Genomic DNA, 25,902 nt, shown 5'->3' on the forward strand with positions numbered 1-25,902 from the left:
TGACGGGTCAGTCCAGCAGGGACAGCGCCTGGTCGGCCGCGTCCCGCAGTCGGGCCGAGCCGGCGGGCGCGGCCTTCCCCACCACCCGCATGCCCTGCATGAGTACGAGCAGCATCCGCGCGAGCCCCGCCGGGTCCCGCCCGGCGGGCAGCTCGCCCTGTGCCCTGGCCCGCATCAGCGCCGAGGTCAGCGCCGTCTCCAGGCCGTCCCAGCTCCGCTCGACGCGCCGGCCCGCGGCCGGGTCGTGCGGCGCCAGCTCCACCGCCGTGTTGGTGATGAAGCAGCCGCGCCGCAGCTCGTCGCAGGCCGACTCGTCGGCGAAGCGGCGGATCAGCGCCCGCACCGCGGGCAGTGCCGGGCCGGGCTGCGACAGCTCCTCCAGGACGGTGGACTGCTCGCCGTAGCGCTCCAGTGCCTTCAGGTACAGCTCGTGCTTGTTCCCGAACGTCGCGTAGAGGCTGGCCCGCGCGACGCCGAGGTGTCCGACGAGGTCCGCCATCGACGTCGCCTCGTAGCCGCGCTCCCAGAACAGCTCCAGGGCTGACTGAAGGGCGGCGTCGGGGTCGAATTCCTTTGTCCTGGCCACGTGATCAAGGTAGCGGTATCTGGAACGGTCGGTCAAGAAAGAATCGCCCTGGAGTCCGCGACCCTTTGTGGCGCACGCGGCAGATCCGCCCGAACAGCGCATATCCATAATGCGTGTATCGGGAATGGATCTGGGTGGGAGCCCGTTGCTCCTCCGAGTAACGAGTAAGGCGAGAACCGTAAGAATCGAGTGTTCGTGAGCATGGTCCCCACCATCACCCTCAACAACGGCGTCGAGATGCCGCGGCTCGGCTTCGGCGTCTGGCAGGTCCCCGACGCCGAGGCGACCACGGCCGTCGCGACCGCCCTGGAAGCCGGTTACCGCAGCATCGACACGGCGGCGGTCTACGGGAACGAGGAGGGCACGGGCAAGGCCCTCGCCGCGTCGGGCATCCCCCGCGCCGACCTGTTCGTCACGACCAAGCTGTGGAACAGCGCCTCCGAGACCTGGACGCGCGACAACGTCCTGCGGGAGTTCGACGCCTCGCTGGCCAAGCTCGGCCTCGACCACGTCGACCTCTACCTGCTGCACTGGCCGCGCGCCTTCCGCGACGACTACCTGACGATCCTGCGGACCTTCGCGGAGATCGCGGAGAGCGGCCGGGCCCGGGCGATCGGCGTCTCCAACTTCCAGGTCCCGCACCTGGAGCGGCTCCTCGACGAGACCTCCGTGGTCCCCGCGGTCAACCAGATCGAGCTGCACCCCCACCTCGCCCAGTCCGGGCTCCGCGCCTTCCACGCCCGCCACGGCATCACCACCGAGGCGTGGTCACCCCTCGGCCAGGGCAAGGGCCTGCTGGAGGACGCCACGATCGCGGGCCTCGCCGCCAAGCACGGCCGGACGCCCGCCCAGATCGTGCTCCGCTGGCACCTCCAGCTCGGGAACGTGGCCATCCCGAAGTCCGTGACCCCCTCGCGGATCCGGGAGAACCTCGACGTCTTCGGCTTCGAGCTGGACGCCGACGACCTCGGGACGCTCGCCGGCCTCGACAGCGGCACCCGGCTGGGCCCGGACCCGGACGAGTTCGACCAGTACTGATCCGTCGCCGGACGATCGGGCTGCGGGGCTGCCCGGGTCGCCGGGGCCGCCGGGCCACCGGTACGGCACCGGCTCGGGGGCGCCCGTACAGCCCGCGGGCTCCGCGGGCGGCCCCGCGGCCGGCGCCGCGCCGCCCCTTCCCTAGACTCCCGGTCATGCAGTTCGCGCCCTGGACACCGCCGACCGACATCGAGCGGAGGCTCCACGAGTCGACGGCGCGCGGGGACTGGGACGGCCAGATCGGCGCGCTCGCCGAGGCGGACCTGTTCGTGGGAGTCGCCAGGGCCGAGGCGGACGGCCTCGTACCGCCCGCGCCGCTCGCCCCCTACCGCGATCCGGTGACCGGCAAGCGCGCCCTCCCCGTGCTGACCCGTGGCGCGCTGCCGCCCTGGCGGCCCGACTGGGTCTTCCAGCGGACCTCGCTGGCCGAACTCGCCCAGGAGTGGCCCCACGACAAGTGGTGGCTGGCCGTGAACCCCGGCCTGCCCGGCGGGACGGCCGTCCCGGCCACCCCGCTGGACCGCGAGGCATGGCTGGAGGTCTGCGCGGATACCCCGCGCCCCGCCGCGGGCGTGCTGGTGACGAGCCTCGCCGGACCGCTGCACGGACCGCTCGCGCGGGGCCTGGCCTGCGGCGCGCCCCTCGCCGTGGCCGAGGCGCTGCCCTGGAACGTCCTCGGCGCGGTCCACCACGACTACGACGCCGACCGCGCGGCCCTGCGCGACGCCTGGGGCGTCACCGACCCGACCGGATGGCGGTGGCTGACGGACCGCCTCCTCGCCGGGGAGGGGGCCGGGCGCGACGCGGAGTTCGCGCTGCGCGCCCGCGAGGGCATGGCGGAGCACGAGGGCCGGGTGCCGGCGACCGACCGGTGGCGGCAGTCCGTCACGCACGTCATGCTGCACCGCGCCGCCTCCCGAGAGGAGATCCGCGCCCTGGACGACGTCGTCGTCCGCGTCGCCGGGTGCGAGGACGGGCTCCGCCGGGACGGTCTGCTGCCGCCGGACGGCCGCGCCTGCTCGGCGGTGGCGTACGACCTCGGGTGCGCGGTCGCCGTCGCCCGGCTGGGCCTGGCCGCCCGCTGCTGCGACCCGGCGGAGGCCGAACGGGTCGTCGTGGAGGCGGGCGTCCGCAGCGCCCGCGCGTACCCCTCCTGGCAGTCGTTCTCCGCGGGGTTCCTGCTGGGCCGGGCGCTGCGCCAGGGCGCGGAGGACCCCGGCCACGCCGCGCGGCAGGCCCACCGGACGCTCGCCGCCGACCCGGGCAGTCCCTGGCTCAACATCACCTGGTAGTGACGGCCCCGCGAACGGGCGCCCGGCACACCGGGGGCGCACAATCGGCGGGTGGATGCAGCGATCGCCCTGTTCACCGCGGATCTGCGGCTGCGTGACAACCCCGTACTGCGCGGCGCCGTCCGCGCCGGGCGGCGGGTCGTCCCCCTCTTCGTCGTCGACGAGGACCTCGCCGCGACGGGCTTCGCGGTGCCCAACCGCGCGGCGTTCCTGGCCGACTGCCTCGCCGACCTGGACGCGGGGCTGCGCGAACGGGGCGGCCGGCTGGTGGTGCGGCGCGGGGACGTGGTCGAGGAGACCTGCCGGGTGGCCGCCGGGACGGGCGCGGGGGAGGTGCACCTCGCGGGCGGCGTCAGCGGCTTCGCCCTGCGCCGCGAGGAACGGCTGCGGACCGCGCTGGAGGCGGACGGGCGCGGGCTGCGCGTGCACGACGCCGTGATCACGGCGGTCGCCCCGGGCGCCGTGCTGCCCGCGGGCCGGGACCACTTCGCGGTGTTCACCCCCTACTTCCGCCGCTGGTCCGCCGAGGCGCTACGGCCGGTGGCGGACGCCCCGCGCGCCCTCCGGGTGCCCGAGGTGCGCTCGGAGCCGCTCCCCTCGGCCGCGGCCCTGACCGGCCGGGACGCGCCGCTCTCACCGGCCCTGCCCGAGGGCGGCGAGCGGGCGGGCCGCCGCCGCTTCGACGCCTGGCGGCGCGGCGGGCTGGCCCGCTACGCCGACCGCCACGACGACCTGGCGGGCGACGCCACGTCGCGGCTCTCGCCGTACCTCCACTTCGGCTGTCTGTCGCCGGTGGAACTGGTCACGCGGGCGCGGGCGGCGGCCGGGGGCGGGGCGGGCGGCCCGGGGGAGGGCGCCGAGGCGTTCGTACGGCAGCTGGCGTGGCGCGACTTCCACCACCAGCTGCTGGCCGCCCGCCCGGACGCGTCCTGGCACGACTACCGCCCCCGGCACGACCGCTGGCACGAGGACGCCCGCGAGCTCGCGGCGTGGCGGGAGGGCCGTACGGGCTATCCGGTGGTCGACGCGGCGATGCGGCAACTGGCCCACGAGGGCTGGACGCACAACCGGGCCCGGCTGCTCGCGGCGAGCTTCCTCACCAAGTCCCTGTACCTCGACTGGCGCCTGGGCGCCCGGCACTTCCTGGACCTCCTCGTCGACGGGGACGTGGCGAACAACCAGCTGAACTGGCAGTGGGTGGCGGGCACCGGCAGCGACACCCGCCCGAACCGGGTCCTCAACCCCCTGACCCAGGCGAGGAGGTTCGACCCGCGCGGGGAGTACGTGCGGCGCTGGGTGCCGGAGCTCCGCGGGGTGGAGGGACGGGCGGTGCACGAGCCCTGGCGGCTGCCGGAACGGGACCGCGGGGGGTATCCGGAGCCGGTGGTGGACCCGGGGGAGGAGGCGGGCCGGTTCCGGAGGGGGCGGGGGTTGGTGTGAACGGTTTTTCCCCACCCGCGCCTTCCCGCTGCATCTCCGCCGCGTGGCGGGGGGCTTCGCCCAGGCCCGCTTGCCCCGGCCGCGTTCGAGGCCACCGCGCGGTAGCGCGGACAGGGGGCCCGGGGGCGAAGCCCCCGCCACGCGGCGGAGCCGCACATCGGATGCAGTGGGAAGCGGCGGGTAGGGGAAAACCACCCCCGCCCTCATCCCGGTCAGGGATAAGCCGTCCCCACGCGGACAGAAGTCGGGCAGCGCGCCCCCGACGATCCGCAGAGCCGAAGGAGAGACGGCGATGACGACGGAAACGACGAGCTCCCCCCAGCCCGCCGGCCCGGCCGGCAAGCGCGGCACCGGAACCGGCGTCGGCGCGGACACCACCACCGGCACCACCACCGGCACCACCACCGGCACCACCGTCCAGGTCAGCACCCCCGGCGCGCACACCCCCGCCGCCACCCGCGGCCGGACCACCATCGCCGACGGCGTCGTGGAGAAGATCGCCGGCCTGGCCGCCCGCGAGGTGCCCGGTGTGTACGCCCTCGGCGGCGGCTTCGCCCGCACGCTGGGCGCGGTGCGCGAACGGGTGCCGGGCGGCCGGTCGAACGTCACGCGCGGGGTGAAGGCCGAGGTGGGGGAGCGGCAGACGGCCGTGGACCTCGACCTTGTCGTCGCCTACGGGGTGCCGATCACGGAGGTGGCGGGCGAGGTGCGGGAGAACGTGATCTCGGCCGTGGAGCGGATGACGGGCCTGGAGGTCGTGGAGGTCAACATCGCGGTGGTGGACGTACGGCTCCCGGACGACGAGGAACCGCCGGAGAGCGAGGCCCGCGTCCGGTAGCCGCGCCCGGCGGGGGCTTGTTCCCCGCCCCCGCTCCTGCCCGCTGTATCCGCCACGCGGCGGGGCTCCGCCCCGAAAGCCGGCCGGTCGGCGTTGAGGACACCGCGCGGTAGCGCGGAAGGGGGGCCGGGGGCGGAGCCCCCGCCACGCGGCGGAGCCGCACATCGGATGCAGAGGGAAGGGGCGGAGTGGGGAAGACCCACCCCGCCCCTTCCCCGCACGGGAGAGCCGGCCTCGGCGGAATCCGGCCCGGCCGGCGTTGAGGCGCCACCGCGCGGAGAGGGGCCTGCGGGCGAAGCGCCCCGGCCGCCACCTGCGCCGCCACCCCACCCACCCCCCGGCCAAGCGCTCAGCGCCCCCCATGGGCAGGCGCGACCGCCTCCACCCGCCGGGCCAGCTCCACGTCCAGCCCCGTCACCTTGCCGCCCGCACTGTGCGTGTTCACCGTCAGCCGCACCGTGTTGTAACCGAGCGTCAGATCAGAGTGGTGTCCCAACTCCTCCTGGATCTGGGCGATATGGATCACCATGGCCGCCGCCGGGAAGTGGCCCTCGAAGGAGTACGTACGGCTGATGGCGTCGCCGTCCGTGGTCCAGCCGGGCAGTTCCTGGAGGCGGTCCTCGACGTCCTTCTGCGAGAGCGGTTCGACGGCCATGGGTGTCCCCTTCGTCGTGGATGCCGGTGGCACAAGCGTCCCACGGGACTGGGGCGCTTTCGCGCCATTGTGCGCGGCGCCCCGCCGCGCGTCGGACGCGCCCTTCCGGGCTCAGGGTGACACTCCTATGCTCCTGCGGCCGGAAGGACAGGCGTTGCCGACGGTAGGGGCTGACATGGGCGGTACGGGCAGCACGCGCAGAGGATTCATCGGCGGGGCGGCGGCCGTCGCCGGAACGGCCGCGCTCGGCACGGCGGCACTCGGCGGTACGGCCGCCGCCGCACCCCGCGGAACACCCGGCGGCCGGAAGGTCGCGGTGCTCGGCGGCGGCGTCGCCGGACTCACCGCCGCGCACGAACTCGCCGAGCGCGGCTTCGAGGTGACGGTGTACGAGAAGAAGTCACCGGGCGGCAAGGCCCGCAGCATGGATGTGCCCGGCAGCGCCCGGGGCGGCCGCAGACCGCTGCCCGGCGAGCACGGCTTCCGCTTCATCCCCGGCTTCTACCGCAACCTGCCGGACACCCTGCGCCGCATCCCCTTCCCCGGCAACCCCAACGGCTGCCACGACAACCTCGTCGCGTCCAGCGAAGTCCTGTTCTCCCGCATCGGCCACGAGGACATCCGCATCCCCTTCCGCAGCATCGGCAAGCCGCCGCCCGTCCTCACCCCCGACGCGCTGCTCCGCGCCCTGACCGGCTTCTTCGACGCCTTCGGGAACATCCCGGCCCACGAGATCGCCTACTTCGCGAACCGGCTGCTCGTCTGGTTCACCAGCTGCGACGAGCGCCGGCTCGAACGCTGGGAGCGCGTCCCCTGGTGGGACTACATCAAGGCCGCCCGGATGTCACCGAACTACCAGCGGCTGCTCGCCATCGGCATCACCCGCAACATCGTGGCGACCAAGGCGGAGGTGGCCAGTACCAGGACGGTCTGCAACGTCACCGAGGCGTTCCTCTTCAACGTCCTGGGCCGTGGCGCGGACGGCGAACCCGACCGGGTGCTCAACGCCCCCACCAACGAGGCGTGGATCGACCCCTGGGTGGCACACCTGAAGTCGCTGGGCGTCACCTTCCGCGTCGGCTGGCCCGTACGGGACCTGGGGATCGACGGTGGCCGGATCACCGCGGCCGTCGTCCAGGACCCGTCCGGCGCCCGCCACTCGGTGACCGCCGACCACTTCGTCTCGGCGATGCCGGTCGAGCACGCCCGTACCACCTGGAACGCGTCCGTACGCGCAGCGGACCCGCGCCTGGCCCGCTGCGACGACCTCCGGACGGACTGGATGACGGGCATCCAGTTCTATCTGACCGAGCCCACGCCCATCGTCCACGGCCACATCAACCACATCGACTCGCCCTGGTCCCTCACCGCCGTCGGCCAGGCACAGTACTGGTCCGGGCGGGACTTCCGCGCGGACTACGGCGACGGCACCGCCGCCGACTGCCTCTCGGTGGACGTCTCCGAGTGGGACAAGCCCGGCATCCTCTACGGCAAGAAGGCCAAGGACTGCACCCGCGAGGAGGTCGCCCGCGAGGTGTGGGCGCAGCTGAAGGCCGGCTTCAACGACACGGGCCGGACGGTCCTCAGCGACTCCAAGCTGCACTCCTGGTTCCTGGACCCGGCCGTCGAGATCGGCGTCCCCCGGCCGACCAACGACGAGCAACTGCTCATCCACCCCGTGGGAACCTGGTTCAACCGCCCCGACGCCGTCACCGCGATCCCCAACCTCTTCCTCTGCGGCGACTACGTGACCACGGACGTCGACCTGGCCACCATGGAAGGCGCCAACGCCTCGGCCCGCGCCGCCGTGAACGCCCTCCTGGACACGGTGGGCTCGCGGGCCGAACGGTGCACGGTCACACCGCTCTACCGCGCGCCGGAGCTGGAGGTCGTCAAGGCGCAGGACGCCGTGCGGTACAGGCTGGGCCTGCGGAACGCGTTCGACCTGGGGTAGCCGGGTCGGCGAACATCCTTCTCGCGGCCTGGGTCTCGAGAAGGATGCGTACGGTGTCGGCCTCGGGAGAGTCCTCGGGCCCGTAGCGGGACAGCGCCTCCTGCCAGGCGCTCCGGGCGCGGTCCGTCTCCCCGAGGCCGTCGAGCGCCCGGCCCAGGAGGAGGAGCACCTTGGCCCGGCGCCGGTCGCTGCCGACGCCGGCCAGGGCGCCGAGCGCCTGCTCCGCGAGGTCCGCCGCGACCGACGGGGCGCCCTGCGAGAGCCGGATCCTGGCGATCCGGAACAGCGCCAGCCCTTCCCGGCGCCGCTGGTGCCACTCGTGGAAGAGGGCGCGGGCCTCGTCGAGCGCCTCGACCGCCCGCCGGAGGTCCCCGGCCCGCTCCAGGGCCAGCCCCAGGGCGTTGAGGCCGGTGCCCAGCTCCGGGGTGCCCCCCGGTTCCCGCAGGATCCGCACGCTGTGCCGTGCGTCCTCCAGCGCCCGGTCCACCCCGCCTCCGTCCAGCCGGAGGCGGGAGAGGCTCGCCAAGGTGACCGCCTCGCCCGTGTCGTTCCCGTCGCCGCGGAATTCGTCGAGGGCGAAGCCGAGGTATTTCGCTGCCTGCTCCCGCTCGTGGCCGCGGCGGGAGAGCGAGCCCTTCAGCCGCAGCACGTGGCCCAGCGAGAGAGGGTCCCTGACCGTGACGGCGGCGATCTCGGCCCGGCGGACCTCGGCCTCGGCCTCCTCGATCCGCCCGGCGATCTCGTGCCCCTTGACGAGCAGATACCGCGCCCGTGCCTCGACGAGCCGCGCTCCGCGCTCCTCCGCGACGGCCGCGACGCTTCCGGCCGCGTCCGCGAACCGGTCCGCGCTCTCCCCGTCCTCCAGGACGTCGCCCATCGCCCACAGGGTGTCCACCGCCCGGCGCAGGTCCTCGTCGGAGACCTCCGGCGGCTCCGCCATGACGTCCTCCACGGTGGCGAGCACGCTCCCCGCCTCGGCGAAGAGCCACTCCAGGGCTTCCCCGCGGTCGTCGAAGGACAGCCCGAACCCCGTCCCCCGCGCCAGGTGCCGCGAGCCGCGGTCCCGTGGACGCAGGGTCAGCTGGGCGACGGTCGCCGAGCACAGCTGGAAGCCGAGCAGCCGGGTGGTGGCCGCGCGCCGCTCCTCCGGGGGCTCGTCACGCCGGGCGCAGGCACGGGCGTAGAGCCGTACCAGGTCGTGGAACCGGTAGCGGAGTGGCGCGGGAGACTCCAGGAGGCTGCTGTCGACCAGTGATTCGAGTAGTTCCTCGACCTCGTCGAGGCTGTCGTCGTCCGCCCCGGAGCCGAGCAGGGCCGCCGCGGCGGGCAGGGAGAAGTCCGGCCCGGACGCCGTTCCCAGCAGCCGGAAGGCGCGCGCCAGAGGCGGCGTCAGCCGGCCGTAGCCCAGCTCGAACGTGGACCGCATCACCAGATCGCCGGCCCGCAGCTCGTCGAGGCGCCTGCGCTCGTTCGCCAGCTTCGCGGCCAGCGTGCCCACGGACCAGGAAGGGCGGGCGACGAGCCGGGATCCGGCGATCCGGACGGCCAGCGGCAGCCGGCCGCACGCCTCCACCACCTCCAGGGACCCCTCCGGCTCGGCCGTCACCCGCTCCTCGCCCACTATCCGGGTGAACAGGAGAAGCGCCTCCCCGCGGTCCATCACCGGCACGTCGATCTGACGCGCCCCCGAGATGCCGCTGAGCCGCGCCCGGCTCGTCACGATCGCGGCACTGCCCGGCGCCCCCGGCAGCAGTGGCCGGACCTGCCCGGCGTCGCGGGCGTCGTCCAGGACGACGAGCGTGCGCCTGCGGTCGAGCAGCGACCGGTACAGGGCGGACCGGGCGGCGACGCCCGCCGGGACGCGCGCGGCGGGCACCCCCAGGTCCGGCAGGAAATCGCCCAGCACCGTCGCCGGGTCCACCGGGTCCGGGCCCGCGCCCCGCAGGTCGACGTACAGCAGACCGTCGGGGAAGCGGTCGCCCACGGCGTGGGCGACGTGCAGGGCGAGCGTCGTCTTGCCCACCCCGCCGATGCCCGTGAGCACCGACACCGCCGTCGCCCGGTGCTCGTCCGCCACCAGGGTCCGGGTCAATTCCCCGACCAGGTCGCCCCGCCCGGTGAAGTCCGGTACGTCCGCCGGGAGCTGCGCGGGGCGTACGGGCACGGGACCGGGGACGTGCTCGGCGGCGGCCTCCTCCGTGGGCGGGTCGTGGTCCAGCCGGGTGTCGGCGTGCAGGATCCGCTGCTGGAGCTCCGACAGCGCGGGGCCCGGGTCGACGCCCAGCTCGTCGGCCAGCAGCCGCCGCGTGTCGGCGTAGACGGCGAGCGCCTCGGCCTGCCGTCCGCTCCGGTACAGGGCCAGCATCAGCAGCTCGCGCAGTCGCTCACGTAAGGGGTGCTGGGCGGTGAGGGCCGTCAGCTCGGAGACGACCTCCGCGTGCCGCCCCAGCTCCATCCGCAGCTCGACACGGGACTCGGTCAGCTGGAGCCGCCACTCCTCCAGACGGCTGCGCTGCGTCTCGGCGAAGGGGCCGGGCAGGCCGGCGAGCGGCTCGCCGTCCCAGAGGGCCAGTGCCTCGTCGAGCCGGGCCAGGGCCTGGACGGGGTCGCCGGCGCCGCGGGCGCGCCCGGAGTCCGCGACGAGGCCCTCCATGGCGTCGAGGTCGAACCAGGCGTCCTGGAGGTGGAGGGCGTAGCCGCCGGACTCGCTGACGAGGATGTCCCCGTCGGGCCCGAAGGCCTTGCGCAGCCGCGAGGCGTACGTGCGCAGGGCCGCCAGCGCCGCGTGCGGGGGCTCGTCCCCCCAGAGGTCCTCCAGCAACTCGGCGGCGGTGGCCGTGCGGTGGCCGCGCAGGAGCAGCGCGGCGAGCAGGCCGCGCTGCTGCGGGGAACCGGTGTGCAGCGGCTCCTCGCCGCGCCACGCCCGCACGGGGCCGAGCACCGAGAAGCGCAGCCGGTCCCCGGCCGGTGGGCGGCGGCGCGCCGGGAGCCGCGCGACGTCCGCGGTAGAGCTCCCCGCGCCCTGCCGCACCGGGCCCACGAGCTCACGGCCGCTGCCCCGGAACGAGCTCCGGAGCGCCGCCCGCGCCCCCGGCGGCAGCTCCGCGGACGCCTCCAGGGCCTCCGCCGTACGGCCCGCGTGGTAGAGGGCGAAGGAGAGCTGGGTGCGGAAGCCCTCGTGCGCCGGGTACTCCTGGACCAGGGCGCGGAGTTCGGGGACGACCTCGGTGTGCCTGCCCAGGCGCAGGCGCGCGTCGATGCGCAGGGCGAGGGCCGCGCAGCGGTCGGCCTCGATGTCCCGCAACCGGTCCGTCATACGGCGGCTGTGGCGCGGCACCCCGGCGAAGGCGGGCCCCCGGTACAGCAGCATGGCCTGCCCGACCGCGTCCTGGCAGCGCTCGTACGCGCCGGAGTGGAGCTCCTCGCGGGCCGTGCCGAGCAGTTCGACGAACCGCTCGTGGTCCGTCGTCGTCACGTGCAGCACATAGCCGACCGGGTGCCGCTCCAGTGTGGCCATGCCCGAGCCGGGGCCGCCGGCCCGCTCGATCCTCTTGCGCAGCAGATGCACGTAGTTCTGCAACTGCGCACCGGCGTTGGCCGGGGGAGCGGCCCCCCACATGTCCTCGACGAGGACCTCCGGGGGGACGATCCGGTCGGGCTCCAGCAGGAGGGCGGCGAGCAGGCTGCGCTGCCGTCCCGCCGAGGGGGTGACGTCGACCGCGTCGACGGTCAGGACGAGCGGTCCGAGGATGCTCGCCTCAGTCCTCATCGTGCCACCCGCCGCCGGTGACCAGCCGCTCGCGCTGCCTCAGCAGGGCGGGTGGCCGGAGGCCGTAGTCGCTCTGCCAGCGGTCGAGTTCGCCCGTGACCAGGTCGAGGGCGCGGGCGCGGGCGCCCGAGCGGCAGAGCGCCGTCGTGAGCAGGACGACGAGGGCCTCGTCGCCCGGGTGCTCGGCGTGCAGGTCCAGCAGGTCGGCCGCGACCCGCGCCGTGGACCCGGCCGCCAGCAGGGCGCTCGCCCGGCGCTTGCCCGCGTCCAGGCGGAGGTCGGCGAGGCCGCGCCGGGCGCTGGCGAAGTACGCGGAGGGCGGGAGGTCCATGAACGGCTCGCCCCGCCACAGGCCGAGCGCGGTGTCGAAGAGGGCTGCCGCCCCCGCCGGGTCGCCGTCCGCCGCCGCGGCCTCCGCCCGCCGGCAGAGCTCCTGGAAGCGGGTGGCGTCGACGGACCCGGGGTCCGTGTGCAGGACGTAGCTGACGCGGTCGGAGGGCTGCCCCGGGTGGGTCACCAGGCGGGGCTCCGGGCCGTACTCGGCGAACAGCCGCCGGAGGTGGTGCACATGGACCTGGATGGCCGCGACGGCGGACACCGGCGGCGACCCCGTCCAGATCCGGTCGCGGAGGGCCGCGACCGTCACGGCCCGGCCCCGGGCGAGCAGCAGAGCGGCGAGGACCGCGCGCCGCTGCGGTGGGCCGAGAGGGACGGGGCGGCCCGCGTACTCCGCCGTCACCGGGCCCAGCAGCCCGAATCGAAGTGCCGTCACCTTCGCCCCCCTTGGCCCCGGGCCCCGGTCGGCCTGTCCCCCGGCCCCCCGGCTTCGCGGCGCGCGGACGCGCCCGGCCCGCTCCCACGGTAGCAGTCCGTTCAGCCGCCGTTAAGTGAGCGCAGAGCAAAGACAGAGCGCCGGGCGATCGGGCGTTTCTCAGGTGTTTATCGCGGCGTGGCACCATCACGGGAAAGCCTTCCGTGACGTGCCAGTCCGCGATGGCTCGGGCGGGGACCTTCGGGGGTGGTAGCCCGGGGGTCCCGCCTGTCCGTGCGGGAACCGCACACGGCCGCGCAGGAACTCCCGTTCGGGGACGTCGCTTCGTGTGCGCTCTTTACGTCCCGCCAACTCTGGTCCACGGGTGCCCATTTGGGCTACCGTCGAATCACTCGCCGCGTCGCAGTGAGTGGATCCGGGACCTCCTACCAAGGTCCCTCCATGGATGCACGCGCCCGCGCGCCGAGACGTGGGAAATCCGTCGGACTGGCACCGTCACAAGGAGAGCGCTGACATGCATCCGAATACCACCGTGTGGTGGCCGCTGGCCGGGGTCGTCGTGGCCCTGGCCTTCTTCGTGCTCGTGGGCTATCTGGCCAGGGTGCTGCGGGCGACACGTCGCCTGCCCGTCGTGATCGCCGCCATCGGCGGACTGATCGCGGCCCTGCCGGGAGTGCTGTACGCCCTGTACTACGTGGTGAACGCGACCGCGGTGTGAGGCCGTAGCGCCTTGGAGGCCCGGCCGGGTCCCGTGCCCGGCCGGCCCCCTCAGCCGTTGCCCCGGCCCGGCGGCACACCCTCGATCGACACCTCGTTCGCGCAGAGGACCTTGAAGTCCAGCCCGCCGAACGCCACATGCTGGCACGCCCCGCCCGTCACCGCCTCCGTGAGGTCCAGCGGCCGTTCGTCGGCCGCCGCCGCGGGCTCGGCCGTCAGGACGGCCGCTCCGGCGAGCACACAACCGGCCATCACCTTGACCCAAGGCTTCACGGTGCTTCCTTACGTCGAAGTCGAAGGGTGTCGGCCACCCTAACGACCGACCCGGGAGGTGGTTCCGCGTACGCGTGCGCACGGGGGAACGGCCCGGGGAAGGAGGGTGTCCTACCCCCGGCCCCGGTACAACTCCTCCACCTCCCGCGCGTACACCTCCTCGACCGCTTTCCGCCGCAGCTTCAGCGACGGCGTCAGCAGCCCCCTTCCCTCCGTGAACTGCCCGCCCAGTATCCGGAAGGCCCGGATCGACTCCGCCTGCGAGACCATCGTGTTGGCGGCCACCACGGCCCGCCGCACCTCGGCCTCCACATCCGGGTCGCGGACCAGCACCGTCCACTCGGGCGCGGGCCTGCCGCGCATCCGCAGCCAGTGCGTGACCGCCTCCTGGTCCAGGGTGATCAGCGCGCCGACGTACGGGCGGTCGTTGCCGACGACCACGCAGTGCGCGACCAGCGGATGCGCCCGTACCCGCTCCTCCAGCGGTAGCGGGGAGACGCTCTTGCCGCCGGAGGTCACCAGGATCTCCTTCTTCCGCCCGGTGATGGTCAGATACCCGTCCGCGTCGAGCGTGCCCAGGTCCCCGGTGGCCAGCCAGCCGTCCCGCAGGACCGCCTCCGTCGCCTTGGGGTCGTCGAGGTAGCCGGCGAAGACCTGCCCGCCGCGCAGCCACACCTCACCGTCGTCCGCCAGCCGCACGGACGTGCCCGGCACGGGCTGCCCGACGGTCCCGAAGCGGGTCCGCCCGGGCGGGTTGGCGACCGCGGCCCCGGTGGTCTCCGTCAGCCCGTACCCCTCCAGGACGCTGACGCCGGCGCCCGCGAAGAACAGCCCCAGCCGCCGGTCCATCGCCGAGCCGCCCGACATCGCGTGCCGCACCCGGCCCCCCAGCGCCTCGCGCACCTTCGCGTAGACGAGCCGGTCGTAGAGCCGGTGCCGGCCGCGCAGCGCGGCGCCCGGTCCGGGGCCCAGGCCGAAGGCGCGCCGCTCCCGGGCCTCCGCGTAGCGCACCGCGACGTCGACGGCCTTCCCGAACGGCTCGCCCCGGCCCGCGCCCTCGGCCGTCCGGCGGGCCTCGGCGAAGAGCCTCTCGAAGACGTACGGCACGGCGAGGACGAACGTGGGCCGGAATCCCCGCAGGGCCGGCAGCAGCTCGGCGGCCGTGAGCTCCGGCTGATGGCCCAGCTTCACCCGCCCGCGCACCGCCGCCACCTGCACCATCCGCCCGAAGACATGGGCCAGCGGCAGGAACAGCAGGGTGGCGGCCTCGTCGCCGGGACGGGAGCGGAAGACGGACCCGTACCGCGCGACGACGTTGTCCGCCTCGGCCATGAAGTTGGCGTGCGTGAGCACACAGCCCCTCGGGCGGCCCGTGGTGCCCGAGGTGTGCACGACCGTGGCCGGGGAGGAAGGCGTCACCGCCCTCCGGTGCCGGTGCACGACCTCGTCGCCGATCCGCTCGCCCGCGGCGGTCAGCGCCGCGACGGCCCCCGCGTCCAGCTGCCACAGCCGGGTCAGCCGCGGCAGCCGGTCGACGACCGAGCCGACGGTCATGGCGTGGTCCTCGTGCTCGACCACGCAGGCGGTGACGCCCGCGTCGCGCAGGATCCAGAAGACCTGCTCGGCCGAGGCGGTCGGATACAGCGGCACCGGCTGCGCGCCGATCGACCAGAGCGCGAAGTCGAAGAGGGTCCACTCGTAGCGCGTACGGGACATCACGGCGACGCGGTCGCCGAACCGCACCCCCTCCGCGAGCAGGCCCTTGGCCAGGGCCAGGACCTCGTCCCGGAAGACCGCCGCGGTCACGTCCCGCCAGGCGCCGTCCGCGTCACGACGGCCCAGTGCCACATGGCCGGGGTCCCGCTCCGCGTCCGCGAAGACGGTGTCCGCCAGGCCGCCGACGTGGGGGGACGTCACCAGGGGTGGGACGGTGAACTCGCGCAACTGGCCGCTCCTCCGTGCTCCTGGCGGCGTTCCGCACACGCCGCTCCCGCACAGCGCGGTGACCGTACCCGATCCGGAACCACCCCGAACCCTTTTCGGTGGCGCGTTCGTGCCGCTTGTGTGCGGCTTCGGTGTCGCTGGTGTGCCGCCGCCCGTACCCCGCCCCTACCTGGGGCCCGTCCCTACCTTGGGTCCGACCCCGCCCGGCGCCGGTCCGGGAGCCCCGGGGCCCCGGACGAGTGCAGCCGGTCACCGGCAGCCAGGATCGCCTCCGCGAGCGCTTCGGCCGGGCCCCGGGCGGCGCCGGGCGAGGTGCCGTCCGCCGAGATGCCGTCCGTCGAGGCGCCGTACAGCAGCACGACGTCGACCGCGCCCAGCTCCGGGAGCCCGGCCCGCGCCGGGACCCGTGCCAGGCCCGGCGGGATCATGCCCAGGGTGTGGGCCATCACTCCCAGCCCGGCACGGGCGGCCGCCACCAGGCCGTTGAGGCTGCCGCTGGTGCAGGTCACCCGCCAGGCGCGGCCGTGCCGCTCCAGCACTTCCAGGGCGCGGGCCCGGGTCACCGCGGGCGACGGGAAGACGACCAGCGGCAGCGGCCGGTGCGGCTCCAGGCGCAGCCGCTCGCTGCCGATCCACACCAGCTTGTCCCGCCAGACCAGGCGCCCGTGCGGCCGGCCCGGGTGGCGTTTGGCCAGCACGAGGTCGAGCCGTCCGGCCGTGAGCTGCTGCTGGAGCGTCTCGGAGAGATCGACGGTGAGCTCCAGATCGACCTCCGGGTGCTCGCGCCGGAAGCCCTCCAGGATCTCCGGCAGCCGCGTCAGCACGAAGTCCTCCGAGGCGCCGAACCGCAGCCTGCCACGCAGCCGGGTGCCCGCGAACCAGCTCGCCGCCCGCTCGTTCGCCTCCAGGATCGTCCGGGCGAAGCCGAGCATCGCCTCGCCGTCCTCGGTCAGCGCCACGCCGTGCGTGTCACGCGCGAAGAGCTGCCGCCCGGCGGCCTCCTCCAGCCTGCGGACCTGCTGGCTCACGGTCGACTGCCGGAGGCCCAGCCGGTGCGCGGCCTGGGTGAAGCTCAGGGTCTGGGCGACGGCCAGGAAAGTGCGCAGCTGCGTCGGATCGAACACCTTTCGAGCCTAACGTCATATCGTCATACGTGATAACAGTCAGTGTGGTGAACGGGGTTCCCGATGCCCCTGGTCAGAGGGAGGCTGGAGCCATGCGACGCCCCGTCCTCCCCGCCGCCCTCGCGCGCATACGCGTGTCGCGCGTCCCCTTCGACCCCTACATAGCCGCCCTGCTCGGCACGGTGCTGCTGGCCGCGCTGCTCCCCGCGCGCGGCGCCGCCGCGCCCGTCGCGAACGGCGCGTCCACCGGCGCGGTCGCCCTGCTGTTCTTCCTCTACGGCGCCCGCCTCTCCACCCGCGAGGCGATGGACGGCGTCCGCCACTGGCGGCTCCACCTGACGGTCCTCGCCTGCACCTTCGTCCTCTTCCCCCTGCTGGGCCTCGCCGCCCGCGGCCTCGTCCCGTACGTGCTGACGCCGCAGCTCCACGCCGGCCTGCTGTTCCTGTGCCTGGTGCCGTCGACGATCCAGTCCTCGATCGCCTTCACCTCCATCGCCCGCGGCAACGTCGCGGCGGCGGTCTGCGCGGGCTCCTTCTCCAGCGTCGTGGGCATCGTCCTCACGCCGCTGCTCGTGGCGCTGCTGCTGGGCGGCCACGGCGGAGGCTTCTCCGCGCACTCGCTGATCTCGATCGTCACCCAGCTGCTGGTGCCCTTCGCCGCGGGCCAGCTGCTGCGCCGCTGGGTCGGCGGCTTCCTCACCCGGCACAAGAAGGTGCTGGGCTACGTGGACCGGGGCTCGATCCTCCTAGTCGTCTACGCCGCGTTCAGCCAGGGCGTCGTCCGCGGCATCTGGCACCAGGTCACGCCCGTACGGCTGCTGGCGCTGGTCGGCGTGGAGGCGGTGCTCCTGGGCCTGATGCTCACCCTCACCACGTACGGCGCGCGACGGCTGGGTTTCAGCCGGGAGGACAGCATCACGATCGTCTTCTGCGGCTCGAAGAAGAGCCTGGCGGGCGGCCTGCCGATGGCGGGGGTCCTCTTCGGCGCCCAGGCGAGCCTGGCGGTCCTGCCGCTGATGCTCTTCCACCAGATGCAGCTGATGGTCTGCGCGGTGCTGGCGAAGAGGTACGCGCGGCGGGCGCCGGAGGGGGCGGAGGCGACGGCCCGCAGTCGGAGTGCGGCGGGAGGGGGCGGGGCGGGGTGGGCCCGGCAAGGGGCGTGACGCGTGATTTGCGGGCCGTACGGCGGGTAACTGTTCGACGTCGCGCAACGGGGCCCGTAAATCATGCAGCCCCGGAGGGCCCACCCCGCCCCGCCCCCGACCCACCACGCACCCCGGAGCCCGAGGGCACGGAGTAGCGCGGAAGCGGGGCCGGGCCGCCGGGGGCCGGCCCCGTCACGGAAAGGGCCGCGTGGGAAAAGCCGCCCGCACCCCGTCCAGCGGCAACCACACCACCGGCCGCCCCACAGCCCGTCCGCCCCGGACCGCCGTGACCTCCTCCTCCGGCAGCCCCCGCCCGTACACCCGCACGTCGTCGAGCTCCCCGGACAGAAACGCCCGGCCGTCCGGCTTCTGCCCCAGATACGCCCCGAACGTCGACCCGCGGCTCACCGACCCCGGCACGCCGGGCACCGACGAGGCGCCGTCGTCGACGGTGAGCGTGAGCCGCCCGCCTCCGCGCCGCAGGGCCACGAAGTGCCACCGGCCGTCGCCCGGCGGCGCGACGGCGGCCCGGACCGTCGCCGTCCGGGCGGGGCCGGGCCCGGAAACGGCCGTGACCCGCGCGGACACCTGCCGCGTGGCGGGTTCCCAGCGCAGGGCCACCTGTGGCGCGCCGCCGATCCCGCCCGTCCACAGCAGGGGCTGTTCGCCGCGCGGCGCGCCGCCGCCGCGGAACCACAAGGTGGCCGTGAAGTCCCGCTCGCCGAGCGGCAGCGTGTCGCGGTAGGGGAGCCGTACGGAGTCGTCCACGCCGTCGAGGACGAGCGCGCCGCCCCACCGGCCGCCGGTCGGCCGGGCGCCCCCGAGGACGTAAGCGCCCGGGGCGGCCCGGCCGTCGGCGCCGTTCCGGCCGGCCGTCCCGCGGTCCGGTGTCGTGGGGCCGGGCCCGGTGCGCGGCCCGAGCCAGTCCTCGGTGAAGCGGGCGAAGCGGATCTCGTCGCGGGCGTTGCCCTTCCCGGCCTCGTAGAGCAGACCGGCCGTGCCGGGGGAGACGACCGCGAGGTCGGAGTAGCCGGACCAGTCGGCGGTGACGCGCGCGCCCTGCTCGGCGCTCTCCCAGGTGTGCCCCTGGTCGTAGGAGGAGCGGATCGTCATCGTGCGGCGCCGGTCGGGGTCGGCGGGCACGGAGAGCAGCCAGCGCCCGGGGCGCAGCGCCGCGACCGAGCCCTGGACCATGGGCGCGGCCAGGTCGGGGAGGGCGCGGAAGGGCGCGGTGAAGCTCTCGCCGCCGTCGCGGCTGACCGCGTCGTCGCGGTGGCCGAGGTCGGTGCCGTTCTGCTCGCGCCCGTTGACGTAGACCGAGCCGTCGGACCGCTCGGCGAGGCTCAGTTCGGAGGGCATCTGGCGGTAGGTGCCGTCGGGGGCGATGGGGTGGGTGTCGACGGCGCCGAGCCGCCAGTGCCGGCCGCCGTCGTCGCTGAGGGCGAGCGCCGCGTGGTTGGCGGTGCCGCGCGTGCCGTCGTGGCTCTCGGCGTTGACGCCGACGACCAGCCGGCCGCTGTCGGGGCCGTGGGCGAGCTGGATGCCGTGGCCGGGCCCGGTGGCGTACCAGGAGTTCCAGCCGCGCGGGCGCAGCGACTCCGTGAGGTCGCGCGGCCGGGACCAGCGGTCGCCGGCGTCGTCGCTGTACTGCACGTGCGGGGTGCGGTCGCACGGCACGTCGCAGTTGGCGGCGTCCTGTCTGCCCTTGTTGTAGGTGGTGACCAGCACGACCCGGCCGGTGGCGCGGTCGACGACGGGCGCGGGGTTGCCGTGGGTGTCGCCGTCGCCCTCGTCGACCAGTCGCAGCGGCCCCCAGGTGCGGCCGCCGTCGGTGGACCGTTTGAGGACGACGTCGATGTCGGTGGCGTCGCCGCAGTTGCCCTTCCGGCCTTCGGCGAAGGCGAGCACCGTGCCGGGGGCCGGCCCGGCCACGAGGGCCGGGATCCGGAAGCAGGAGTATTCGCCCGGTGGGCCGTCCTGCGCCGCGCTGAACAGGACCCGCTCCTCGAAGCCGGTACGGGCCGGGGAGGCGGGATCCGCCGTGGCGCGGGCGGGTAGGGGGTGGACGGCGGTGACCAGCGCGGCGGCGACGGTGACGGCGGCGAGGGCGTGGGGGACCCTGACGGCGCGTCGGGGGCGGGAGGGCCCGGAGACACGGCGGAACAGGGGGATCCGGGGGAGCAGGAGGATTCGGCGGGATCGGTGGTGTCGGGGACCCGGTGGGGGGTGCGGCGCCATGGCCCGGCCCTTTCGCGTCGAGGCACGTGGTGGCATGTCGTGACACGCAAAAAACCGGATGCCCTGACTCCAGGCCCGGCGAGGCCGAACGTACGGGGCGTCAGGTGACCCCACAAGGCGGGTTCCGCCAAAGAGCTCACACGGGTCGCAGCACCACCTTGCCCAGGTTGACGCGGGACTCGATGATCCGGTGCGCCTCCGCGGCCTCCGTCAGCGGCAGCTCGGCGTGCACCCGGGGGCGCAGCCGCCCGGCGGCGAACTCCTCCCACAGCTCCAGCCGCCACCGCTCCATCAGCGCCGGGTGGTGACGGGCTATCAGTGCCATCTGGAAGCCGATGACGGACTTCGCTCCCACGAGGAGGTCGTACGCGTCGACGGTGCCGCCGCCCGAGCTGTAGGCCACCAGCCGGCCCCCGGGGGCGAGGGCGGCGAGGGCGGGGGAGAGGAGCGCGCCGCCGACGGCGTCGAGGACGATGTCGACGGGGGCGAAGGGCAGCGGCGCCGGACCGGCCAGCTCCTCGTACGTCACGACCTCGTCCGCGCCCAGCGACCGTACGAAGTCCGCCTTCGCGGCCGAGCCGACCGCGGCGACGACCCGCCCGGCGCCGCGCGCCCCGGCGATCTGCACGGCGAGGTGCCCGACGCCGCTCGCCGCGGCCGTCACCAGCACGGACTCGCCCTCGGCGGGGCGAGCGGCCTCGTACGCACCGCGGGCGACGAGCCCGCAGCGCACCAGCGCGACGGCGTCGGTGGCGCTCGCGCCGTCGGGTACGGGGGAGGCCATGGCGGAGTGCAGGAGGGAGCGGTCGGCGTAGGCGTCGCCGAAGCACAGGCCCGTGACGCGGTCGCCGGGCGCGAAGCCCGTCACGTCCGGCCCGACCGCGAGGATCCGCCCGGCGACCTCGCCCCCGAGGCCCGCGGGCAGCGGCAGCCCGCCCTCACGCACCTTCCGGACGACCGGCAGGGTCACGCCCACCGCCTCGGTGCGCAGCAGCAGTTCGCCGGCGCCGGGTCCGGGGACGTCCGCCTCCTCGACCCGCAGGACCTCGGGGCCGCCGTTCTCGTGATACCGGACGCGACGCACGCGCACCTCCCAGATGTCGTTGGTGGTCCCAACGATACAGAGGTTTCGTTGGGTGGTCCAACGATTTTATGAGTAGGGTCGGAACATGAAAAAAGAGACCGCCGCTTCAGGAACCGAAACCGAAACCGGAACCGGAGCCAGGGCCGGGATCGACCCGAGCGGACCGGCGCTGGCCCGGATCCGAGCCCTCCCGAGCTGGCAGCTCAACCGCGCTTCCGCGCGCGGCCGCCGCCTGGTGGGCGAGGCCCTCGCCCGGGAGGGCCTGCGGATGCCGCACCACGCGGTGCTGTCGGCCGTGTCCGACCTGGGCCCGGTCGCCCAGGCCGAGCTGGGCCGTACGACCGGCTTCGACCCCAAGGACATGGTCGGCATCCTCAACGACCTCCAGGCCGCGGGACTGGTCACGCGGGAGCCGGACCCGGCGGACCGGCGCAAGAACGCCATCTCCCTCACGGACGAGGGCGGGCGGCGGCTGGTGCGGCTGGCGGAGCGGGGGGACGAGGCGAACGAGGAGTTGCTGGGGGCGCTGACGCCGGGGGAGAGGGAGCGGTTCCTGGAACTGCTGCGGAAGGTGGCGGAGGGGTGAAGGCCGGGCAGGGGCCGCCACCTCGGGACTGAGGGGCCGGGCCGGCCGGACTGAGCCGGCCTGAAGGGGCCGGGCCTGCCGGGCCTGCCTGGCGTCAGGGGCCGGGCCGGCCGGGAGCGGCTGCCGGGGAACGTCGCTGAGGGGGGCCGGGTCGATCGGGGCTACCCGGGCCGATCGGAACTACCCAGCCTGATCGGAACTACCCAGGCCGATCGGAACTACCCAGGCTGATCGGAACTACCCGAATCGATCGGGGCTAAGCGCCGTCACCCCCCGCACCCCCGTCCAGCACCACCCGCTCCTCCCCCGCGTAGACGTTCATCGACGTGCCGCGCAGGAACCCCACCAGCGTCAGCCCCGTCTCCGCCGCCAGGTCCACCGCCAGCGAGGACGGTGCCGACACCGCCGCGAGCACCGGGATCCCGGCCATCACGGCCTTCTGCGCCAGCTCGAACGAGGCGCGCCCGGACACCAGCAGCACCGTGCCCGACAGCGGCAGCAGACCCCGTTGCAGAGCCCGTCCGATGATCTTGTCGACCGCGTTGTGCCGCCCGACGTCCTCGCGGACGTCCAGCAGATCACCGTCCGCGGAGAACAGCGCGGCCCCGTGCAGCCCGCCCGTGGTCTCGAAGACGCGCTGCGCCTCGCGCAACCGGCCGGGGAGGGTGGCCAGCAGCTCCGGGGTGAGCCGCATCGGTGACGGGCCGTCGGATACGGGGTGCCGGGCGGTGGTCCGTACGGCGTCCAGGCTGGCCTTTCCGCACAGGCCGCAGGACGACGTGGTGTAGACGTTGCGTTCGAGCGCGATGTCGGGGAGCGGCACCCCGGGGGCGAGGCGCACGTCGACGACGTTGTACGTGTTCGAGCCGTCCTCCGTGGCGCCCGCGCAGTAGACGATGCGTTCGAGCTCGTCGGCGCGGGCCAGGACGCCCTCGCTGACCAGGAAGCCGGCCGCCAGGGCGAAGTCGTCGCCCGGGGTGCGCATGGTGATGGCGAGAGGCTTGCCGTTGAGCCGGATCTCCATCGGCTCCTCGGCCACGAGGGTGTCCGGGCGCGTGCCGACGGCTCCGTCGCGGATGCGGATGACGCGGCGTCGTGAGGTGACCCGTCCCATGGCGATCAGTCCCGTGGTGGTGAGGAGGGCGGACAAAGCTTGCGAAGCGGGGCGAACGGCCGAGGTGGTCCGGACGGCCGTTCGGTGATCCGCTCGCAAACCGTCTCACGTGACGTGGGCCTCATCGCGGCCGGGCACCCATCGGCGGCCCCGTGCCGTGGCTACTGTTCGGTAGCAGCACGCGACCGCCGTGCGTGTGAGCAGTACGCGACCGCCGTGCGTGTGAGCAGCACGCGACCGCCGTGCATGTGAGCAGTACGCGACCGCCGTACGTGTGAGCACCACGCGCCACCTCCTTCCACCTCCTTGCCTCGACCGTGCACCGAGAGCGGAGACCTGCGATGGCACCGAGCACCGACCTCACCCTCAAGCCCGGCACCGAATGGGCCACGACCTGGCAGCGCTGCCTCGTCGCGGCCCCCGAGGCGTTCCGGGGCGAGCGCGTCCTCAACCTCTGGGACGGCACCTGGCGGCCCGACGGCCGTCCGCTCCCCGCCACGACCCCGGTCGACGGCACCCCGATCGCGGGCCCGCCCCGCCTCGACGCGGCCACCGCGCACCGAGCCGTACGGGCCTCCCTGGACCAGCACCGCGCCTGGCGGACCGTACCGCTCGCCGACCGCAGGGCACGTGTGTGCGCCACGCTCGACGCGCTCACCGAGCATCGTGACCTCCTCGCACTCCTCCTCGTGTGGGAGATCGGCAAGCCCTGGCGGGCGGCGCGGGCGGACGTGGACCGGGCGATCGACGGCGTGCGCTGGTACGCCGGGGAGATCGACCGTATGACGGAGGGCCGGAGCCCGCTGCCCGGCCCGGTCAGCAACATCGCCAGCTGGAACTACCCGATGAGCGTGCTCGTCCACGCCATGCTCGTTCAGGCACTGGCCGGCAACGCCGTCATCGCGAAGACGCCGACCGACGGCGGCCTGGCCTGTCTGACCCTCGCGAGCGCACTCGCCGTCCGCGAGGGGCTGCCGGTGACGCTCGTCAGCGGCAGCGGCGGCGAGTTGTCCGAGGCCCTGGTGCGCGCTCCCGAGATCGGCTGCGTGTCCTTCGTGGGCGGCCGGGACACCGGCGCGCGGGTCGCCACCGCCGTCGCGGACCTGGGCAAGCGCCACATCCTGGAGCAGGAGGGCCTCAACACCTGGGGCTTGTGGAACTTCACGGACTGGGAGGGGTTCGGCTCGCGGATCCGCAAGACCTTCGAGTACGGGAAGCAGCGCTGCACGGCGTATCCGCGGTTCGTGGTGCAGCGGTCGGCCTTCGCGGACTTCCTGGCCGTCTATCTGCCGGCCGTACGGGCGCTTACCCTGGGGCACCCGCTGGCCGTGGCGTCGCCGGACGACGACCTCCCGGATCCGGACCTCGGCCCGCTCATCAACGCGGCCAAGGCCAAGGAGCTGACGGACCAGGTGGCGGAGGCGATGAGCCGCGGCGCGGTACCGCTGCACCGCGGCGAGCTCGCCGCCGGTCGCTTCCTGCCGGGTCAGGACACGAGCGCGTACGTGGCACCGGTCGCCCTCCTCGGCCCGCCGTCGGCGTCACCGCTGCACCACGCGGAGCCGTTCGGCCCGGTGGACACGATCGTGCTGGTGGACACGGAGGCCGAGCTGCTCGCGGCGATGAACGCCAGCAACGGCGCGCTGGTGGCGACGCTGTCCTGCGACGACCGAGCCACGTACGAACGCCTGGCGCCGCAGATCCGGGCGTTCAAGGTGGGCCACGGTGTGCCGCGCTCGCGCGGGGACCGGGAGGAGCTGTTCGGCGGCTTCGGGGCGTCGTGGCGCGGGGCGTTCGTGGGCGGGGAGCTGCTGGTGAGGGCGGTGACGGAGGGGGAGTCGGCGCAGGAGAGGCTGCCGGGGAACTTCCCGGACTACCACTTGATGCCGTAAGGAGCCGGGTCGGTTCGGGGCGGCTCACCCGATGCCCTGCCGGTCGGGCATCAGGGCGAACTCCCGGTCGGCGGGTTCGGGGACCGCGAGGTCGACGGCCTGCCGCAGGAGCGTCCGGTGCCGTACGAGCGGTGGGTGCCGGTCCTCGGGGGCGAGCCGGAGCAGGTCGTCGAGGGCGGCCATGAGCCGGCGGGTCACCTGCGGGGCGCCGACGGCGCAGCCGCGGATCTCGGCGAAGCCGAGGTCGACGAGGTCGGCCCAGCCGGGCTGGTCCTGCACCAGCCGGACGGCGCCCTTACGGTCGTAGTGGCGCAGGGCGCCGAGCGGCCGGCCGGCGATGGCGGCGAGGATCTGCACGACGCGGTCCAGGCACTGAACGGCGGTCGTCGGATCGTTGACGGCGGGGGAGAGGGCCCGCTGGGCGATGTCGGAGAGCTGCCGGAGGCCGAAGCCCAGGTCCTGGTGGAAGGTCCGCTCCACCCCGACGGAGACGGTGTACCGCAAGGCCCGCCGGCCGGGCGCGGGCCCGCCGTGCACGGCCAGCACGGGCGTACCGGGGACGACGAAGTCCCCGATGCGCGGGATGAGCCGCAGCACGAGGCCGTGCCGCCGGGCGATCCGCACCAGCCGGGCGATGTGCACGTCGCGCAGCACCCCGGCCCGCCCCCGGTGCACCACCTCCCCCGTGACCTCGCCCGGCACGGCGGACTCGTCGTCGGCCCGGCCGCCGGCCTTCTCCAGCATCCGGAAGGTCTCGCGGGTGATCCTGTCGATGACGTGGCTGACCCGCATCAGCCGCAGCGTGGAGTTCACATAGACGACGAACAGCACCAGACTCACCAGCACCATGACCACACAGGTCACGCTGGAGAACACCGGCACCGTCTCGACGGTGCGGGGGTCGGTGTCCCCCTGGTACGAGGCCTGCACGAGGAGCGCGAACAGGAAGGTCGCCAGGAAGACGGCGAACGTGCACTTGGTGATCCGGCTGCGCACGTAGAGCCGCACCACGCGCGGGGTGAACTGCCCGCTGGCCATCTGGAGCGCGACGAGCGAGATCGAGAACACCACACCGATGAAGGTCAGCATCGCCGAGCCCACGGTGGTGATGATCGTCTTGGTGTCGTCGGCGAGCTCGATCAGCGAGGAAACCGTGCCGTAGTCCCCGTCGTCCTGAAGCGTCCGGATCAGCAGCCCGTCGAGCTCCAGCGCCCCCACCGCCGCCACCGCGGCCCCCACCAGCCCCACGGTCGGTGTGAACCAGAACGTGTCCCGCAGGTGCTCCCGCAACGGCGACAACGCCCGAGGCCGCCGCCGCACCCCACCCGGCGCCCCGAGATGTCCGTCATTGCCCATAAGTGGACCTTATGCCCGGCGAAGATACCCAGGTGAAAGGCACTCCGAAACCTTGGTATTGTTATCCATGTCGCCGCGGGGAACG

General features: G+C 74.4%; 20 protein-coding genes. 9 read left to right on the forward strand and 11 right to left on the reverse strand.

The features are described from left to right. Nucleotides 1-7: 7 nt before the first annotated feature. Entirely contained in the window at nucleotides 8-586 is a 579-nt protein-coding gene (locus LUZ64_RS05805) for a TetR/AcrR family transcriptional regulator (RefSeq protein WP_095581856.1), read from the reverse strand. A gap of 195 nt (nucleotides 587-781) precedes the next feature. Here LUZ64_RS05805 and LUZ64_RS05810 point away from each other — a divergent pair, with 195 nt between their 5' ends. From LUZ64_RS05810 to LUZ64_RS05825, 4 genes are all read left to right on the forward strand, one after another. Further along, the gene (locus LUZ64_RS05810) at nucleotides 782-1,624 is read left to right on the forward strand and encodes an aldo/keto reductase (RefSeq protein ID WP_095581859.1); all 843 of its coding nucleotides are present in this window, start codon (nucleotides 782-784) and stop codon (nucleotides 1,622-1,624) included. Between the two features lie 155 nt (nucleotides 1,625-1,779). After that, nucleotides 1,780-2,916, forward strand: coding sequence for a DUF1266 domain-containing protein (locus LUZ64_RS05815; protein WP_095581857.1), 1,137 nt, complete (start codon nucleotides 1,780-1,782; stop codon nucleotides 2,914-2,916). 51 nt (nucleotides 2,917-2,967) lie between these two features. Beyond that, complete coding sequence (locus tag LUZ64_RS05820) at nucleotides 2,968-4,356, forward strand: cryptochrome/photolyase family protein (protein ID WP_232389784.1); 1,389 nt, start codon at nucleotides 2,968-2,970, stop codon at nucleotides 4,354-4,356. A 292-nt stretch (nucleotides 4,357-4,648) separates the two neighbouring features. Continuing rightward, nucleotides 4,649-5,194, forward strand: coding sequence for an Asp23/Gls24 family envelope stress response protein (locus tag LUZ64_RS05825; protein ID WP_095584923.1), 546 nt, complete (start codon nucleotides 4,649-4,651; stop codon nucleotides 5,192-5,194). 349 nt (nucleotides 5,195-5,543) lie between these two features. On the opposite strand, the gene LUZ64_RS05830 is transcribed toward LUZ64_RS05825, so the two are convergent. Beyond that, on the reverse strand, nucleotides 5,544-5,849 hold the full coding sequence (locus tag LUZ64_RS05830; RefSeq protein ID WP_232389783.1) for a 4a-hydroxytetrahydrobiopterin dehydratase: 306 nt from the start codon (nucleotides 5,847-5,849) through the stop codon (nucleotides 5,544-5,546). Between the two features lie 175 nt (nucleotides 5,850-6,024). On the opposite strand from LUZ64_RS05830, the gene LUZ64_RS05835 reads away from it, so the two are divergent. Continuing rightward, nucleotides 6,025-7,803: a hydroxysqualene dehydroxylase gene (locus LUZ64_RS05835; protein ID WP_095581436.1), complete on the forward strand. Its 1,779-nt coding sequence runs from the start codon at nucleotides 6,025-6,027 to the stop codon at nucleotides 7,801-7,803. Here the strand turns inward: LUZ64_RS05835 and LUZ64_RS05840 are convergent. Continuing rightward, nucleotides 7,742-11,572: an AfsR/SARP family transcriptional regulator gene (locus LUZ64_RS05840; protein WP_095581437.1), complete on the reverse strand. Its 3,831-nt coding sequence runs from the start codon at nucleotides 11,570-11,572 to the stop codon at nucleotides 7,742-7,744. The genes LUZ64_RS05835 and LUZ64_RS05840 overlap by 62 nt on opposite strands. After that, complete coding sequence (locus LUZ64_RS37070; RefSeq protein WP_107426616.1) at nucleotides 11,562-12,344, reverse strand: AfsR/SARP family transcriptional regulator; 783 nt, start codon at nucleotides 12,342-12,344, stop codon at nucleotides 11,562-11,564. Before LUZ64_RS37070 ends, LUZ64_RS05840 begins: the two co-directional genes overlap by 11 nt. A gap of 514 nt (nucleotides 12,345-12,858) precedes the next feature. On the opposite strand from LUZ64_RS37070, the gene LUZ64_RS05850 reads away from it, so the two are divergent. After that, nucleotides 12,859-13,062 (forward strand): hypothetical protein, encoded by a 204-nt coding sequence (locus tag LUZ64_RS05850; protein ID WP_095581439.1) that lies wholly within the window; start codon nucleotides 12,859-12,861, stop codon nucleotides 13,060-13,062. Between the two features lie 50 nt (nucleotides 13,063-13,112). Here the strand turns inward: LUZ64_RS05850 and LUZ64_RS05855 are convergent, their stop codons facing one another. The 3 genes from LUZ64_RS05855 to LUZ64_RS05865 all read right to left on the reverse strand — a co-directional run bounded on the left by LUZ64_RS05855 (nucleotide 13,113) and on the right by LUZ64_RS05865 (nucleotide 16,402). Then, entirely contained in the window at nucleotides 13,113-13,334 is a 222-nt protein-coding gene (locus tag LUZ64_RS05855) for a hypothetical protein (protein ID WP_095581440.1), read from the reverse strand. Nucleotides 13,335-13,445: 111 nt separating this feature from the next. Then, the gene (locus tag LUZ64_RS05860) at nucleotides 13,446-15,278 is read right to left on the reverse strand and encodes an AMP-dependent synthetase/ligase (RefSeq protein WP_095581441.1); all 1,833 of its coding nucleotides are present in this window, start codon (nucleotides 15,276-15,278) and stop codon (nucleotides 13,446-13,448) included. 182 nt (nucleotides 15,279-15,460) lie between these two features. Continuing rightward, nucleotides 15,461-16,402, reverse strand: a complete 942-nt coding sequence (locus LUZ64_RS05865; protein ID WP_095581442.1) for a LysR substrate-binding domain-containing protein — start codon at nucleotides 16,400-16,402, stop codon at nucleotides 15,461-15,463. Nucleotides 16,403-16,494: 92 nt separating this feature from the next. Here LUZ64_RS05865 and LUZ64_RS05870 point away from each other — a divergent pair, with 92 nt between their 5' ends. After that, on the forward strand, nucleotides 16,495-17,565 hold the full coding sequence (locus tag LUZ64_RS05870; RefSeq protein WP_232389782.1) for a bile acid:sodium symporter family protein: 1,071 nt from the start codon (nucleotides 16,495-16,497) through the stop codon (nucleotides 17,563-17,565). 174 nt (nucleotides 17,566-17,739) lie between these two features. On the opposite strand, the gene LUZ64_RS05875 is transcribed toward LUZ64_RS05870, so the two are convergent. Further along, nucleotides 17,740-19,785 (reverse strand): sialidase family protein, encoded by a 2,046-nt coding sequence (locus LUZ64_RS05875; RefSeq protein WP_232389781.1) that lies wholly within the window; start codon nucleotides 19,783-19,785, stop codon nucleotides 17,740-17,742. A 136-nt stretch (nucleotides 19,786-19,921) separates the two neighbouring features. Continuing rightward, nucleotides 19,922-20,869 (reverse strand): quinone oxidoreductase family protein, encoded by a 948-nt coding sequence (locus LUZ64_RS05880; RefSeq protein ID WP_095585074.1) that lies wholly within the window; start codon nucleotides 20,867-20,869, stop codon nucleotides 19,922-19,924. Between the two features lie 85 nt (nucleotides 20,870-20,954). Here LUZ64_RS05880 and LUZ64_RS05885 point away from each other — a divergent pair, with 85 nt between their 5' ends. Then, entirely contained in the window at nucleotides 20,955-21,455 is a 501-nt protein-coding gene (locus tag LUZ64_RS05885; RefSeq protein ID WP_095585071.1) for a MarR family winged helix-turn-helix transcriptional regulator, read from the forward strand. Between the two features lie 256 nt (nucleotides 21,456-21,711). Here LUZ64_RS05885 and fdhD read toward each other — a convergent pair whose 3' ends face one another. Continuing rightward, complete coding sequence (gene fdhD / locus LUZ64_RS05890; protein WP_095585073.1) at nucleotides 21,712-22,569, reverse strand: formate dehydrogenase accessory sulfurtransferase FdhD; 858 nt, start codon at nucleotides 22,567-22,569, stop codon at nucleotides 21,712-21,714. A gap of 341 nt (nucleotides 22,570-22,910) precedes the next feature. Here fdhD and LUZ64_RS05895 point away from each other — a divergent pair, with 341 nt between their 5' ends. Next, nucleotides 22,911-24,461 carry an aldehyde dehydrogenase family protein gene (locus LUZ64_RS05895; RefSeq protein ID WP_095585070.1) on the forward strand — a complete coding sequence of 517 codons (1,551 nt, stop codon included), beginning with the start codon at nucleotides 22,911-22,913 and terminating at the stop codon, nucleotides 24,459-24,461. Between the two features lie 24 nt (nucleotides 24,462-24,485). Here LUZ64_RS05895 and LUZ64_RS05900 read toward each other — a convergent pair whose 3' ends face one another. Next, a complete protein-coding gene (locus LUZ64_RS05900) occupies nucleotides 24,486-25,817 on the reverse strand; it encodes a DUF2254 domain-containing protein (protein WP_095585069.1) in 1,332 nt (443 codons plus the stop codon). Nucleotides 25,818-25,902 lie beyond the last annotated feature (85 nt).

Source organism: Streptomyces albireticuli (genome assembly GCF_021228125.1).
Classification (GTDB): domain Bacteria; phylum Actinomycetota; class Actinomycetes; order Streptomycetales; family Streptomycetaceae; genus Streptomyces; species Streptomyces albireticuli.